Origin of the sequence: Streptomyces sp. NPDC006487 (assembly GCF_042870555.1) — a bacterium.
Classification (GTDB): Bacteria; Actinomycetota; Actinomycetes; order Streptomycetales; family Streptomycetaceae; genus Streptomyces.
Genome location: NZ_JBIAHN010000021.1, coordinates 1 through 14374 on the forward strand (window position 1 = coordinate 1; position 14374 = coordinate 14374).

The 14374-nt window shown below is 74.0% G+C and carries 13 protein-coding genes; 8 read left to right on the plus strand and 5 right to left on the minus strand.

Features of this window, described 5'->3' with window-relative positions; genetic code table 11:
- Positions 1 to 189: 189 nt before the first annotated feature.
- Entirely contained in the window at positions 190 to 1170 is a 981-nt protein-coding gene (locus ACFYM0_RS31920; RefSeq protein ID WP_388507428.1) for a hypothetical protein, read from the minus strand.
- A gap of 86 nt (positions 1171 to 1256) precedes the next feature.
- Here ACFYM0_RS31920 and ACFYM0_RS31925 point away from each other — a divergent pair, with 86 nt between their 5' ends.
- The 3 genes from ACFYM0_RS31925 to ACFYM0_RS31935 all read left to right on the plus strand — a co-directional run bounded on the left by ACFYM0_RS31925 (position 1257) and on the right by ACFYM0_RS31935 (position 6096).
- The gene (locus ACFYM0_RS31925; RefSeq protein ID WP_388507431.1) at positions 1257 to 3737 is read left to right on the plus strand and encodes a helicase-associated domain-containing protein; all 2481 of its coding nucleotides are present in this window, start codon (positions 1257 to 1259) and stop codon (positions 3735 to 3737) included.
- Between the two features lie 84 nt (positions 3738 to 3821).
- Complete coding sequence (locus ACFYM0_RS31930) at positions 3822 to 4484, plus strand: DUF4291 domain-containing protein (RefSeq protein ID WP_388507432.1); 663 nt, start codon at positions 3822 to 3824, stop codon at positions 4482 to 4484.
- A gap of 322 nt (positions 4485 to 4806) precedes the next feature.
- The gene (locus tag ACFYM0_RS31935) at positions 4807 to 6096 is read left to right on the plus strand and encodes an LAETG motif-containing sortase-dependent surface protein (protein ID WP_388507435.1); all 1290 of its coding nucleotides are present in this window, start codon (positions 4807 to 4809) and stop codon (positions 6094 to 6096) included.
- Positions 6097 to 6165: 69 nt separating this feature from the next.
- Here the strand turns inward: ACFYM0_RS31935 and ACFYM0_RS31940 are convergent, their stop codons facing one another.
- Both ACFYM0_RS31940 and ACFYM0_RS31945 read right to left on the minus strand, forming a co-directional pair.
- Entirely contained in the window at positions 6166 to 6648 is a 483-nt protein-coding gene (locus ACFYM0_RS31940; protein WP_388507438.1) for an N-acetyltransferase, read from the minus strand.
- 9 nt (positions 6649 to 6657) lie between these two features.
- On the minus strand, positions 6658 to 7272 hold the full coding sequence (locus ACFYM0_RS31945) for a peroxiredoxin-like family protein (protein WP_388507440.1): 615 nt from the start codon (positions 7270 to 7272) through the stop codon (positions 6658 to 6660).
- Between the two features lie 84 nt (positions 7273 to 7356).
- On the opposite strand from ACFYM0_RS31945, the gene ACFYM0_RS31950 reads away from it, so the two are divergent.
- The 4 genes from ACFYM0_RS31950 to ACFYM0_RS31965 all read left to right on the plus strand — a co-directional run bounded on the left by ACFYM0_RS31950 (position 7357) and on the right by ACFYM0_RS31965 (position 10726).
- Positions 7357 to 7965, plus strand: coding sequence for a TetR/AcrR family transcriptional regulator (locus ACFYM0_RS31950; protein WP_388507443.1), 609 nt, complete (start codon positions 7357 to 7359; stop codon positions 7963 to 7965).
- Between the two features lie 7 nt (positions 7966 to 7972).
- Positions 7973 to 8617, plus strand: coding sequence for an HAD family hydrolase (locus tag ACFYM0_RS31955; protein ID WP_388507445.1), 645 nt, complete (start codon positions 7973 to 7975; stop codon positions 8615 to 8617).
- Between the two features lie 151 nt (positions 8618 to 8768).
- The gene (locus ACFYM0_RS31960; RefSeq protein ID WP_327253467.1) at positions 8769 to 10412 is read left to right on the plus strand and encodes a DNA repair helicase XPB; all 1644 of its coding nucleotides are present in this window, start codon (positions 8769 to 8771) and stop codon (positions 10410 to 10412) included.
- A gap of 32 nt (positions 10413 to 10444) precedes the next feature.
- Positions 10445 to 10726: a type II toxin-antitoxin system RelE/ParE family toxin gene (locus tag ACFYM0_RS31965; RefSeq protein WP_388507449.1), complete on the plus strand. Its 282-nt coding sequence runs from the start codon at positions 10445 to 10447 to the stop codon at positions 10724 to 10726.
- Here the strand turns inward: ACFYM0_RS31965 and ACFYM0_RS31970 are convergent.
- Positions 10628 to 11455 carry a glycosyltransferase family 87 protein gene (locus tag ACFYM0_RS31970; RefSeq protein ID WP_388507452.1) on the minus strand — a complete coding sequence of 276 codons (828 nt, stop codon included), beginning with the start codon at positions 11453 to 11455 and terminating at the stop codon, positions 10628 to 10630. The two genes, ACFYM0_RS31965 and ACFYM0_RS31970, sit on opposite strands and share 99 nt — an antisense overlap.
- 82 nt (positions 11456 to 11537) lie before the next feature.
- The gene (locus ACFYM0_RS31975; protein WP_388507455.1) at positions 11538 to 11723 is read right to left on the minus strand and encodes a hypothetical protein; all 186 of its coding nucleotides are present in this window, start codon (positions 11721 to 11723) and stop codon (positions 11538 to 11540) included.
- Between the two features lie 322 nt (positions 11724 to 12045).
- Here ACFYM0_RS31975 and ACFYM0_RS31980 point away from each other — a divergent pair, with 322 nt between their 5' ends.
- A complete protein-coding gene (locus ACFYM0_RS31980) occupies positions 12046 to 14163 on the plus strand; it encodes a HelD family protein (protein WP_388507458.1) in 2118 nt (705 codons plus the stop codon).
- Positions 14164 to 14374 lie beyond the last annotated feature (211 nt).

Here is a 14374-nt window from a genome sequence, read left to right on the forward strand (position 1 = left end):
CCCCCCCCCCCCCCCCCCCCCCCCCCCCCCCCCCCCCCCCCCCCCCCCCCCCCCCCCCCCCCCCCCCCCCCCCCCCCCCCCCCCCCCCCCCCCCCACCCGCAGCCAGCCCCCGACCCCAGCCCCAACCACACCCCAGCCCCGCCGGCGTCGGCGTCGGCGCCGCACCAGGCGACCGACCCCGGAGGGGGTCAGCGGCGGCGGGACCGCCAGAGGAGGTAGACCGCTGAGGAGACCGCCGCGACCCGCGCCAGCCAGGGCAGCAGGTCCCGGAAGGTACCGCTCAGGGCCTCGTCGGCCAAGGGCGCACCCCACCGGCCGTTCAGACGGCCCCACAACCACCCCACGGCCCCCGCGAAGACCACCCCGGGCAGCCCGAAGACCACCCACTTCCGCTCCGAGGCACCCAGCACACGCGAGGCGTACGCGAGCAGCCAGCCCGCGGCGAGCAGCAGCCAGTAGCCGGAGACGGCCCCCGCGATCAGGGCCACCGCCGCAAGCATCAGGAAGGCGTACGGCTTCCGCTTCGGCGCGGCCGCCACCGGAGCGGCGGTGGCTGCCGCGGCTTCCGCCTTCGCCCGGCGCCGCCGCTCGCGCAGGTGGCCCACGAGCGTGCTCCGCCCGCCCTCCGGACCGGCTCCGGCGGCTCCGGCGGGATCGGCGGCCGCGGCACCGCCAGGTTCGCCCGGCCCCGGAACCGGGCCCTTCAGGAGTTCCGGGATCTCGATCCCGCCCGCGAAGCCCTCCACCGTCGATCCCGGCCCGACCGTCCACCAGTCGGGCTCGAGCTTCTCGCCCGGACCCAGCTCGTCGAGCCCCGCGAGGTGCGGCGGCGCGGCCCCCCGCTGCACGGGCACCGAGGGAGCGGAGGAACCGGAGGGAGCCGACGGCGGGGCGGGAGCCCAGGGAGCCGCATCCGCACCCGCGCCCGCGCCCGCCGCGCCCGCCGCCGGAAGCGTGTCCAGGACCTCCTCCGGCGTGCCGATCCGCTCCAGGATGCGCCGTACCGCCGCCGGCGTCTCCGGTTCGTACGTGGCCCGCCGCCGGTCGATCTCGTCCCGCAGCCCCGCCACCAGCCGCATCCGGTCCCCGGACGACAGCTGCCTGCGCTGCGCCAAGTCCCCGACCCGGCTCAGATATTCGTAGACCAGATGGTCGCTCTCGATCCCCACGCCCCGGCTCCTCCCGTGCCACCTCCAGCGAAGGTAGCGCGTGCGCCCGTGGAGCGGCCGGGGGCGCAGCGGATACCGTTGACCGGATGGGGACCGGCCGACTGACCGGCCGACGCGACCAGGAGGCGACGACCGTGCCTGACCCGAGCACCGCGGGAAGCGCTCCGCGCTCCCTCGCCGAAGCGCTGCGCGCCCGTGACGACGACGGCCTCGGCGCCCTGTTGCGCGCCCGGCCGGACCTGCTGAGCCCGGTCCCCGGAGACGTGACGCAGCTCGCGACGCGGGCCGGGACGCGGGCTTCGGTGGTGCGCGCGCTGGACCGCCTGGACCGCTTCGCCCTGCAGACCGCCGAGGCGCTCGCGGTGGGCCCGGAGCCCTGCCCGTACGCGGTACTGGAGTCCCTGCTCAGCGGTGACACCGGCACCACCTCCGGCGCGGACAACGGGGCCCGCGCCGAACTCCCCCGGGCCCTGGCGACCCTGCGCGAGCAGGCCCTCGTATGGGGCGACGACGAGCGGCTGCGCCTGGTGCGCACCGCCCGCGAGCTGCTCGCCCCCTCCGCTTCGCGGCCCTCCCCCACCGGGCTCGGCCCGACCGTCGCCGAGGCCACAGCGGGCATGTCGCCGACCCGGATCCAGGAGATCGTGGCGGCCGCCGGGCTGCCCGCGACGCACGACCCGGTGTCGGCGGTGACCGCGCTGACGGGCCTGTTCACCGACCCGGAGCGGATGTCGGCGCTGCTCGACGAGGCTCCGGCGGAGGCCCATCAGGTGCTGGGCCGGCTCGTCTGGGGCCCGCCCTACGGGGAGGTGACGCCCCATCCGACGCCTCCGGTGCGCTGGCTGCGCGACCGGGGTCTGTTGCTTCCGGCCACGGCGCGCACGGTGCTGCTGCCGCGCGAGGTGGCGCTGTACCTGCGCGGCGGGCTCGCGCACCGGGCGACGGAGCCGCTGGCCCCGGCCGTTCCCGCGCACCGCGAGCACCGTCCACAGCTTGTGGACGCGAACGCGGCGGGCCAGGCACTGGCCGCGCTGTCGACGGTCGAGGAGCTGGTGAAGTCCTGGGAGCACGCCGGTCCGCCCGTGCTCCGGGCGGGCGGCCTCTCCGTACGCGACCTGAAGCGGGCGGCGGCCACCCTGGACACCGACGAGCCGTCGGCGGCGTTCTGGATCGAGCTGTCCTACGCGGCGGGCCTGTTGGCCAGCGACGGCGAGGCCGACGAGCGGTACGCCCCGACCCCCGCCTTCGACGTCTGGCTGGAACTCCCTCCCGCCGAGCGCTGGTCGGTGCTGGCGGCGGCCTGGCTGACCGCCACCCGAACCCCGGGCCTGGTCGGCGAACAGGACGCGAAGGGCCGCACCCTGTCGGCGCTCGGCGCGGAACTGGACCGCTCCGCCGCCCCCGAAGTGCGCCGCCGCATCCTGAGCCTGCTCGCCGACCTCCCCGAGGGCGGTTCCCCGGACCCGGCCGTGGTCCTGGCCCGCCTGGCGTGGGAGCGGCCGGTGCGCGGTACGAGCGAACTGCGCTCCCGCCTCGCACGCTGGACCCTGACCGAGGCGGAGGTCCTCGGAGTCACCGGCCGGGGAGCGCTCGCCGCGCCCGGCCGGGCGCTGCTGGAGGGGCGCGACCCTGCGCCGCTGCTCGCGCCGCTGCTGCCCGAGCCCGTGGACCACGTACTGCTCCAGGCCGACCTGACGGCGGTGGCCCCCGGGCCGCTGCGGCGGGCGCTCGCCGAGGTGCTGGCCGTGCTGGCGGAGGTGGAGTCCAAGGGCGGGGCCACCGTGTACCGCTTCACGCCCGGGTCGGTGCGCCGCGCCCTGGACGCCGGTCACACCGCCGTCGACCTGCAGTCCTTCCTCACCGAGCACAGCCGGACCCCGGTGCCGCAGCCGCTGTCGTACCTCATCGACGACGTGGCCCGGCGGCACGGACACCTCCGGGTCGGCGCGGCCTCCTCGTACGTGCGCTGCGACGACGACGGCATGCTGAACGAGATCCTCGCCGACAAGCGGTCCGCCGGCCTCGGGCTGCGCCGCCTCGCCCCGACCGTCCTGGCCGCGCAGGCCGAACCGACCGCGCTGCTCGACGGGTTGCGGGCCATGGGGTACGCCCCGGCCGCGGAATCCCGTACGGGAGACGTTCTGGTCTCCCGCGCCGACGCCCACCGCACCCCCGCCCGCGCCCTGCCCGTACCGGTCCCCGACGGGCCGCCGGTCCCGGACAGGACGCTGCTGGGGGCGGCCGTACGGGCGATCCGCGCGGGCGACCTGGCGGCGACGGCGGTCCGCAAGGAGCCGGCCCCCTCCGGCGCCCCGGGTGTCCCCGGTGAACTCCCGCGCACGAGCGCGGCGGAGACCCTGGCGACCGTGCAGGCGGCGGCGCTCACCGGGTCGGCGGTGTGGATCGGCTACGTCAACGCCGACGGCGCCGCGAGCCAGCGGGTCATCGCCCCGGTCCGGGTGGAGGGCGGCTTCGTCACCGGCTACGACCACACGGCGGACGAGGTACGGACCTTCGCGCTGCACCGGATCACGGGGGTCGCCGAACTGGCGGAGGACCAGGTCTAGTCGGGGCCGCCCGAGGGAAGCGCCGAGGGCGTCCGGGGAGAAATCCGCTGGCCTCGGCGGAGCGTCGGCCCGCACCCTGGAGCCATGTCCGACGCAACCCCCACCGGCCCCATTGGCACCACCGGCCCTATTGGCACCACCGGCCCCATCAGCCCCGCCGGCCAGGTACCCCGTCATCAGATCCGCGCCTCGTACACCGCCGACACGCTCACCGTGTACCAGGCGTACCACCCGCGGATCGGGGTGCCGGCCGCCCGTGAGGGCCGCTTCCCGCCCGTCTGGAAGCGCGAGCGGATGACCTGGGTCAAGCCCTCGTTCCTGTGGATGATGTACCGCTGCGGCTGGGCCACCAAGGCCGACCAGGAGACGGTCCTGGCCGTCGAGATCACCCGTGCGGGCTTCGACCGCGCGCTGAGCGAGGCCTGCCTGTCGCACTACGCCCCGGACGTGCACGCCGACCGCGAGGCCTGGAGCCGGGCGCTGCGCGCCTCCCCGGCCCGCGTCCAGTGGGACCCGGAGCGGGACCTGCACCTGAACCCGCTGCCCTACCGCTCGCTCCAACTGGGCCTGTCCGGGCCCGCGTCGCGGGCCTACGCCGACGAGTGGACGGTCTCCATCCGCGATGTCACCCCGCTGGTGCGGGAGGTCCACGGCCTGCTCCGCGCGGGCGAGGAGGAAGCGGCGCGGGCCCTGCTGCCGGTGGAGACGCCCTATCCGGCGGAGCCGCCAAAACACCTGGTCAGGTAGCGGAAAACAGGCTGCGAGAGCTTTTTTTCCTGTTGCACGGCGGTGACATTCCGGCGACGGATTGGGGATGCGATCTGTGTGAGGATCAGCTCATCGCAGGAAGCGACCGGGGGGAAATAACCGGAACGCCGGCGAGAACCAAGCACCATCGGACCGGCCTTCAGTAGCCGGCCACCTCGCGCAGCCTCGCTTTTCTCTGCCTCACCTCCGCACTGCCTCTGCATTGCCTCCGCACTGCCTCCGCACTGCCTCTCGGCCTTCTCGGCCTCTCGGCCTCTCGGCCTCCACTTGTGTTCTTGATGATTCCTGGGGGGAATCCGCCATGTCCGCTCGCTCCGCCGTCTTCCGCTCCGCCGCCCTCCGCTCCGCCACCCTGCGCACCGGCTCGGCCGCCGTGGTCGCCGCCGCCGTCGCCGGCACCTTCCTGGCGCCTCTGTCGGCCTCCGCCGACGAGGGCAACCCGAAGGCCCTGAAGACCGCGATGAGCGCGCCGGTCCCGAGCGGACCGCTGACCCGGGGCGGGGCCACGGAGACCTTCGACCTGACGGTGACCAACACGACGGACAAGTCCTCCTCCTACCACCCGTGGATGCTCCTCGACCCCACCGGCGCCAGCCCGCTCCAGAAGGCCGACGTGATCTACAAGGTCGAACCGGTGAGCGCCCCGGCGACCTCCTTCTCGATCGGCCAGCAGGACAACGGATGGCAGGGCATGTTCTACCCGGCGGGCACGAACTCCTCACAGGGCTTCGAGATCCCGGCCGGCGGCAAGCTGGTCTGGAAGGTCACCATCGGCCTCGGCAAGAGCTACCCGACGATCAACGGCGACTTCACCCTGCGGGCGGCGAGCTTCCAGAACGAGATCGCGGACGGCGGCATGGGTTCCCTCACCTTCAAGACCAGCCCGGCGGGCAAGCCCGGTGCGCTGGAGACCTGGTTCGACAAGGCCGCCCCCTGCGCGGACGGCGCGTCCCCCGACTGCCGGGAGCTGGACCTGCACTACCGGGTCACCGGTGACGGCGTGTTCGGCTCCGGGCTCGGCACCTGGCTCGAGGTGGCCACGGCCGACCTCGACCAGCAGCCGGCAGCCGACCTCCGGACCCGCATCAAGGTCGACGGCGCCTGGAAGGACCTGAAGGGCACCAGCGGCAGCCTGCCCGTCATCGCCAAGGGCTTCGGCGCCGCCTCCGGCGACCACATCGTGCGCTTGCAGGTCAAGCTCGGCCCGAAGGCGACGCTCAAGAAGCTCACCCCGATCAAGGTGATCACCGACGTCGGCCTGGCCGAGGGCAACACCTACCCCTTCCAGTCCGCCGAGGGGAAGTTCGAGCTCGGCCCGAAGACCACCACCCCGCCCACCACCCCGGCGCCCACCTCTCCGGCCCCGACCTCCCCGGCGCCCACCACCCCGGCCCCGGCCTCCCCCACGACCACCGCTCCCGCGGCCACGACGACCCCGGCCACGGGGAACACCCCCGCGCCGACCGGCTCCCTCGCGCACACCGGATCGGACTCGAACACCGGCCTGTACTCCGGCCTGGCCGTCGTCCTCATCGGTCTCGGCGGCGCGGCCGCCTGGTTCGCCCGCCGCCGGCGTACCGTCCGCGGATAGTCATCCCGCACCACCACCCCGAAGGGGCCCGGCCCGTGCACCGCACGGACCGGGCCCCTTCGGGCGTGCTCACCTCGCCGCGTACGCGATGCGCTCCGCGTCGAACGGCCAGACCGTGGCGAGCCAGCGCGCAACGGTCTCGTACACCGTCTTGTCGAGCGCGGCCCGGTCGGCGCGCACCCAGGAAGTGACGTGCACGCGCCCCGGGTCCGCCTTCGCGGGGTAGATGTAGAGGCACCCGATGACCTCGCCCTCCCCGTCCCGCTCCCCCTCCAGCACGCTGTACGTGAATCCCCGCCGCTCGGCGAAGTCCCGTGCGTGGCGCACCAGGTCGGCGAGGTTGGCCTCGGGGGTCATGCCCTCCTGCGGAGGCCAGTCCCCCAGGAATCCGGGCGTCGCCCGCACGTGCGCGATGCTCCCGCTCCAGGCGGCGAGGTCGCCCTCGTTGTGCTGGGGCCCGAGGGGCTCCAGCCGGAAGCCCTCCCCGACGAGCCGGACGGGCACCTCGAACTCCTCGGCCGGCGGTACGAAGCTCTGCTGATCGCTACTCATGCGGCGACCCTACGCAGACGTTCCCCCGGCACCCACGGGATTTCGGGCCGCCGCCAGCCGGAGCAGCTCGTCGACGGACCACTGGTCGTAGACGTGCTCCCCGTACTTGGCGGCCAGCACCCTGCCGTCCCGCCCGATCAGCAGGTCGGCGGGCAGCCCGAGCCGTCCGTTCGGCTGCCGCGGGGAGGGAAGCCGCTCCCGGCCGCGCCCCACCTCGGCGGCCGACCGGGCGATCGCCCACAGCACCGGCCCCCAGGCGCGCGGGTCCAGCAGGGAGCGCGGGGAGGACTCGACGCCGAACTCCCGGTACAGCCGCTGCCGCGGATCGGCGATCACGGCGAAGGGGAAGTCGGCGACGTGCGGGCGGAGTTCCTCCGCGGAGGAGTGGAAGAGCACGACCTCGCGGATCCCGGCGGCCTCGATCTCCGCATGGCGCCGGACGACGGACCGCAGGTGGAGGTGGCAGACGGGGCAGCCGGCGAAGCGCCGGAACTGGAGGTGGACGAGCCGCTCCGGGTCGGGGACGGGGACGGAAACAGATGCGGAGACGGAGGCGGCCCCTGCCGCAGGGTGGGTGACGGACGTGAGCAGGCGTGCGGGTACCACGGAACCGGGTTCGAACATGGGAAACCCTCCCTCGACAGGCGTAGGCGTATGCCGTACGCCTACCTCTCCAGCGTAGGCGTATGTCGTACGCTGTCAACCGTCATGCCGCGCCCCCGCTCGCACACTCCGGACCAACTGGCCGCCGCCGCCCTCGCCGTCATCGACCGCGACGGGCTCCCCGGCCTCTCCATGCGCGCCGTCGCCACCGAGCTCGGCATCAGCCCCATGGCCCTGTACCGCTACGTCCCGAGCCGCGAGGAACTCGAAGCGCTCGTCGTCGAACTCGTCCTCAGCGCCGTCGACACCACCCCGCCGCCCCCGGGCCCCTGGCACGGCCGGATCACGGTCCTGGCCCGCCGCCTGCGCGACACCATGACCGCCCACCCGGCGACGCTGCCGCTCACCCTGACCCACCGGCACCGCTCGCCGAGCGGGCTGCGCTGGTCGGAAACGGTGCTCGGAGTCCTCACCGAGGCCGGCATCGAGGCCGAGGAGCGGGTCCTCGCGCTGCGTGCCCTCGTCGCGTACGTGATCGGCGCCACGCAGCTGGAACACCTCGGGCCGCTGTCCGGCCCCGGAACCACCGCCATCGCCGGTCTCCCCCCGCAGGAGTTCCCGTACATGACGGCGACCGCCCGCGACGCCCGCTCGGTCACCCCGGACCGGGAGTTCGAGGGCGGCCTGCAGCTGCTCCTGCGCGGCCTGGCATGATCCGCCGGTGACCACCGCGACTTCTCCCGCCCGATACGTCCTGTTCGATGTCGACGGCACCCTCGTCGACGCCGTCGCCAACCAGCGCCGGGTCTGGGCGGTCTGGGCCGCCCGCCACGGACTGGACCCGGACGCGGTGTACGCCGTGGCCCTGCGGACCCGCCCGATGGAAACCTTCGCGGCCGTCGCCCCGGACCGGGACCCGCACGCGTGCCTGGCCGCGCTGCACGAGCTGGAGGACGAGGACGTCCGCTCCGGCACCTATTCCGCCTTCGACGGCGCGGCCGAGCTGCTGACGGCCCTGCCCCCGGGGAGCTGGGGACTGGTCACCTCCAACTACGCGCACCGGGTGCGCGGCCGCTTCGCCCGCACCGGTCTGCCCGTCCCCGAGGTCCTCGTGGACGCCGCGTCCGTGGCGGAGGGCAAGCCCTCCCCGGTCCCGTACCTGCTGGGCGCCGAGCGCCTCGGCGCGGCCCCGCCGGACTGTCTCGTCATCGAGGACGCCCCCTCGGGCGTCAGGTCGGGCCTCCGGGCCGGCATGACGGTGTGGTCCGTCAACGTCCCCGCCCCGCCCCCGGGCACCCACCGCCACTTCGCGACGCTCCGCGAGGCGGCCCCCGCCGTCCTCGCCTTCGTCACCGGCGGAGCCTGACCGCGAGCGGAGCCCCGGCAACCGCACCGCACGGCACCGCACCGACGGGACCCCGCGCAGCCCAGAACCGCCCGGCCCGCGGAGCGATACGGCAGACTGGAGGTTTGGCCGCCCGCGTCCGGGCGGTCCTCCCCCGCAGGAAAGGACGCGCGTGAACGGGCCCCTGATCGTCCAGAGCGACAAGACGCTCCTCCTCGAGATCGACCACGAGCTCTCCGCGGCCGCACGGCGTGCCATCGCGCCCTTCGCCGAGCTGGAGCGTGCTCCCGAGCACATCCACACGTACCGGATCACGCCGCTCGGGCTGTGGAACGCGCGGGCCGCCGGGCACGACGCCGAGCAGGTCGTGGACGCGCTCGTGGAGTTCTCGCGCTACCCCGTCCCGCACGCGCTGCTCGTCGACGTCGCCGAGACCATGGCCCGGTACGGCCGGCTCACCCTCTCCAAGCACCCCGTCCACGGGCTGGTGCTGACCAGCACCGACCGGCCGGTGCTTGAGGAGATCCTGCGGTCGAAGCGGGTCGCCCCGCTGGTCGGTGCGCGCCTGGACGCCGACACCGTCGCCGTGCACCCCTCCGAGCGCGGGCAGATCAAGCAGACCCTGCTCAAGCTGGGCTGGCCGGCCGAGGACCTCGCCGGGTACGTGGACGGCGAAGCGCACCCGATCGAGCTCGACGAGACCGGCTGGGCACTGCGCCCCTACCAGCAGCAGGCCGTCGAGGGCTTCTGGCACGGCGGCTCCGGCGTGGTCGTGCTGCCCTGCGGCGCCGGCAAGACGCTGGTCGGCGCCGGTGCGATGGCCAAGGCCAAGGCGACCACTCTGATCCTGGTCACGAACACCGTCTCCGCCCGCCAGTGGAAGCACGAGCTGATCAAGCGGACCTCGCTGACCGAGGAGGAGATCGGCGAGTACTCCGGTACGCGCAAGGAGATCCGGCCCGTCACGATCGCCACGTACCAGGTCCTGACCACGAAGCGGAAGGGCATCTACCCGCACCTGGAGCTCTTCGACTCCCGGGACTGGGGCCTGATCCTCTACGACGAGGTGCACCTGCTGCCGGCTCCGGTGTTCAAGTTCACCGCGGACCTGCAGGCACGGCGGCGGCTCGGACTGACGGCGACGCTGGTGCGCGAGGACGGCCGCGAGTCGGACGTGTTCTCGCTGATCGGGCCCAAGCGGTTCGACGCCCCGTGGAAGGAGATCGAGGCCCAGGGCTACATCGCCCCGGCCGACTGCGTCGAGGTCCGGGTGAACCTCACGGAATCGGAGCGCCTCGCCTACGCGACCGCGGAGACGGAGGAGAAGTACCGCTTCTGCGCGACCACCGCCACCAAGCGGAAGGTCACCGAAGCGCTGGTGCGCAAGCACGCGGGCGAGCAGACGCTGGTCATCGGGCAGTACATCGACCAGCTCGACGAACTCGGCGAGCACCTCGACGCTCCCGTCATCAAGGGCGAGACCTCCAACGCGCAGCGCGAAAAGCTCTTCAACGCCTTCCGCGAGGGCGAGATCAGCGTGCTGGTCGTCTCGAAGGTCGCGAACTTCTCCATCGACCTGCCCGAGGCCACGGTCGCCATCCAGGTGTCCGGCACCTTCGGCTCCCGCCAGGAGGAGGCACAGCGGCTCGGCCGGGTGCTGCGCCCGAAGGCGGACGGCCACGAGGCGCGCTTCTACTCGGTCGTCGCGCGCGACACCATCGACCAGGACTTCGCCGCGCACCGCCAGCGCTTCCTGGCCGAACAGGGCTACGCCTACCGGATCATGGACGCCGACGAGCTGCTGGCCGGGGACTGACGGACGGGATGGCCGGGAACTACGCTGGTCGTATGCCCCACCAGGAGATCTACGAGGTCCTCTTCACGGAGTCCGCTGGCAGGGATCGGGACCAGCTCGAACCCGTGCGCCGCGCCTCCTTCGAGAAGGCGCTCGAAATCCTGGCCCGCGACCCGTACACGGAGCTGTCCCGGCCGACAGGAGCGGGCGAGCAGGACCGGGAGATCCGGCTCACCTCACAGATCGTGGCCGAGTACGTGGTGTCGCGCGGTCGGCTGCTGCTCGTGGTGCTGCGGGTCTTCGACGACGCGGACATCTTGCTGCCCGAAGGGTGAGCGCAGGCGCAGGACGGCGGCGAGCAGGGCCGTGAGCAGCGGGACGGTCCAGACCCACAGGTGGGGCCAGTCCAGCAGGAGCGAGCGGCCGCCCGCGGGCGGGTGCCGGGACCAGAACTCGGCGGAGGCACCCGGCAGAACCAGCAGCCCGAGCAGGCCGCTGCCCGCGAAGGCGCCCAACGCGGTCAGCCCGGCCCTGACCCGGCCGGTCAGCAGGAGGTACGGGATCAGCAGCGCCGGGGTCAGGGTGATCCCGGCGGCCGTGCCCAGCACGAAGCCCTTGCCGAGCGCGCCGCGCGGCCGGTGCAGGTCCCACAGGACGGAGCAGGCCAGGGCCAGCGCGATCTGGCCCGACAGCGGGGTCTGGAACAGCGGCTCCAGCCACAGCCCGGCGACGGTGGCGGCCAGCACGGGGCCCGGCCGGGCCCGCAGTCCCACCGGCCGGCACGAGAGCAGGATCAGCAGGGCGAACAGACCGGCGCTGCCCACCACCAGGACGGCCTTCAGTACGCCGGTCGGCAGCCAGGCGGCCGGGGCGAAGAGGATGGCCGCGAAAGGCGGATACGCGGCGGGCGGGCTCCACTCGGCCGCGGAGAGGCCGGGGGCGAGGGCATCGGCCACCGGGATGCGCAGGGCGACGCAGAGCACGCCGAGCACGAGCAGCAGGCCCGCGAGCAGCACACCGGCGCGGGGCGACGGAGAGCGGCTGGGCTCGGAACTCCGGGTCACGGCGCGACCCTAGTGGATCAACGCCCCGGGACCCGCGCGGAGTCCTCCGGCTCCGGCTCGGCGCCGGGCCTCAGCCGCGCGTTCAGTGACGTATGACGCCCGCGTCCTCGGCGTATTCACCGAGGACGACCACGCTCACGGCGGTCGCAGCGAAGACCTTGGCCGCGCGCAGGACGCCGCCGACGCTGTGGCGGGGACGGGAGACGGAAGTGGCGGTGGCGCCGCGAGGGCGGCGACCCTGGACCGGGGTGTAGGTTGCGGTGCTCATGTATCCATGGTCGGTTTTCGACCGGCTCGGCACATCGCCCTGAGGACTGAACCTCCAGGTCCCCCGCCTCCTCCTCCCGGCCCATGCCTCCCCCTACGGGCTCTGTCCGAAGGAGGACACGGACCGAACACCCCCCGTACGGGGCCACCGCCCCGAGGGACTTCCGGCCCCCTTAAATCCATTCGCGCAGCGCCCTCGCGATGGCTAGAATCTCCGCTCTTGCCGCCTCCCGCCGCGTCACCGGGAGCGCCGCCCGCCGCTCGGCAACCGGCGGGCCCGTCCGCCCGCATCACGCAGGTCCTCAGCAGATGGAGGCAGTTCCGTGCCCGCGCACGCCCACGTCACCGACCCCGACGCCGACCCCGACGCCGACCCTTACGCCGACGCGGCCGCCGCCACCGACCCCCTGGGTCGCGAGCGGGCCCACCTCGCCGCCTCCCGGTCCGCGCTCCGCGCGATGCGCGAGGACGTCCAGAACCTCGACATCCGCGACGTCACCGCGAACTGGGTCAACGCGATCGTCCTCCAGGCCCAGATCGACGACCGGATCAAGGCCCTCGCCGACCTCGCCCACACCCCCCTCTTCTTCGGCCGCCTCAACTACCTTCACGCGCCCGGCGCGGAGCTCGCCGAGGGCGCGGAGGGCGAACAGTTCTACATCGGCCGCCGCCACGTCCACGACGCGGGCGGCGACCCCATGGTGATCGACTGGCGTGCGCCGGTCTCCCAGCCCTTCTACCGGGCCTCGAAGAACGATCCGCAGGACATCGGGCTGCGCCGCCGCTTCGGTTACACGGGCGGCGAGCTGACCGCGTACGAGGACGAGCACCTCTCCGACCCGGCCGAGGCGGCGGCCGTCAGCAAGCTGCTCCAGCAGGAGATCGAGCGCCCGCGCGTCGGCCCCATGCGCGACATCGTGGCGACGATCCAGCCCGAGCAGGACGAGATCGTCCGTTCCGGCCTGTCGGGCTCCGTCTGCGTGCAGGGCGGTCCCGGCACCGGAAAGACGGCCGTCGGCCTGCACCGTGTCGCGTACCTCCTGTACGCGCACCGCGACCGGCTCGCCCGCACCGGCACCCTGGTCATCGGGCCGAACCGTTCCTTCCTGCACTACATCGAGCAGGTCCTGCCCGCCCTCGGCGAGCTGGAGGTGAAGCAGGCCACCGTCGACGACCTGGTGGCCCGCGCGGACCTGGAGGTACGCGGCGTGGACGCCGCCGAAACCGCAGTGGTCAAGGGCGATGCCCGGATGGCGGAGGTACTGCGCCGCGCGGTTCACTCGCACGTGTCGGAGCCCGTCGAACCGCTGATGGTGGTCCGCGGATCGCGCCGCTGGCGGGTGCCCGCGTACGAGATCGCCGAGATCGTCGCCGAGCTCCAGAACCGCGACATCCGCTACGGAGCCGCCCGCGACGCCCTCCCGCAGCGGATCTCGCACGCCGTTCTCGTCCGCATGGAGCAGGCGGGCGAGGCGCCCGACGACCGGGTGCAGGACGCGGTGGCGCGCACCCCCGCCGTGAAGGCCGTGGTCAAGGCCGTGTGGCCACTGGTCGAACCGGCCAAGCTGGTGCTGCGCCTCCTCTCCGACGCGGAGTTCCTCGCGGAGCACGCGGAGGGGATCCTGTCGGAGCAGGAGCAGCGGCTGCTGCTGTGGGCCAAGCCGGCGCGCAGCGTGAAGTCGGTGAAGTGGTCGGCGGCGGACCTGGTCCTCATCGACGAGGCGACCGACCTGGTGGAGCGCACGCACTCGCTCGGCCACGTCGTCATCGACGAGGCGCAGGACCTCTCCCCGATGCAGTACCGGGCGGTCGGCCGGCGCTGCACGACCGGCTCGGCGACGGTCCTCGGGGACCTCGCGCAGGGCACGACTCCGTGGGCGACGCGCAGCTGGGACGAGGCGCTGGGGCATCTGGGCAAGCCGGGTGCGGTGCTGGAGGAACTGACGGCGGGCTTCCGCGTGCCGCGCGAGGTCATCGCCTACGCCTCGCGGCTGCTGCCGGCGATCTCGCCGGGCCTGTCGCCGGTCTCCTCGGTCCGCGAGACCCCGGGCTCGCTGATCGTCTCCCCCGTCGACTCCCCCTCCGCCCTTCCGGCGGCGGTGATCGCGGCCTGCCGGGCCTCTCTCGAGCACGAGGGGTCGATCGGGCTGATCGCGGCGGACGCGTGGATCCCGGAGCTGGCGGAGGCGCTGCTGGCGGCGGGCCTGCCCTACCTCTCGCCCGGCGAGGAGACGACTGCGCAGTCGCGGCTGACGCTGGTGCCGGCGTCGCTCGCGAAGGGTCTGGAGTACGACTACGTCGTGCTCCACGAGCCGGCGGACGTGGTGGCGGGCGAGCCCGACGAACGCACCGGCCTGCGGCGCCTCTACGTCTGCCTCACCCGAGCCGTCTCGGGCCTCACCCTCCTCCACACGGCTCCCCTGCCGGGGGCTCTGGCGTAGCCCTGCGGGGCTGTCCCCTCCCCGCCCTTCGCCCGTTCCCCGGGCTCTGCCCGGACCCGGTCCTCAAACGCCGGACGGGCTGGAAAGATCCAGCCCGTCCGGCGTTTGACGCGCGGGGTCCGGGGCGGAGCCCCAGGGGGTCCGGGGCACAGCCCCGGGGAACGGTGGAAGGGCGGGTAGGGGACAGCCCCGCAGGGCCGACCCCCTCGCC

Bases quoted from the DNA above. Each gene is read 5' to 3' on its own strand.
- ACFYM0_RS31925 (WP_388507431.1), top strand. From the start codon at position 1,257: ATGGGGACCGGCCGACTGACCGGCCGACGCGACCAGGAGGCGACGACC.
- ACFYM0_RS31930 (WP_388507432.1), top strand. From the start codon at position 3,822: ATGTCCGACGCAACCCCCACCGGCCCCATTGGCACCACCGGCCCTATT.
- ACFYM0_RS31935 (WP_388507435.1), top strand. From the start codon at position 4,807: ATGTCCGCTCGCTCCGCCGTCTTCCGCTCCGCCGCCCTCCGCTCCGCC.
- ACFYM0_RS31940 (WP_388507438.1), bottom strand. From the start codon at position 6,648: ATGAGTAGCGATCAGCAGAGCTTCGTACCGCCGGCCGAGGAGTTCGAG.
- ACFYM0_RS31945 (WP_388507440.1), bottom strand. From the start codon at position 7,272: ATGTTCGAACCCGGTTCCGTGGTACCCGCACGCCTGCTCACGTCCGTC.
- ACFYM0_RS31950 (WP_388507443.1), top strand. From the start codon at position 7,357: ATGCCGCGCCCCCGCTCGCACACTCCGGACCAACTGGCCGCCGCCGCC.
- ACFYM0_RS31965 (WP_388507449.1), top strand. From the start codon at position 10,445: ATGCCCCACCAGGAGATCTACGAGGTCCTCTTCACGGAGTCCGCTGGC.
- ACFYM0_RS31975 (WP_388507455.1), bottom strand. From the start codon at position 11,723: ATGAGCACCGCAACCTACACCCCGGTCCAGGGTCGCCGCCCTCGCGGC.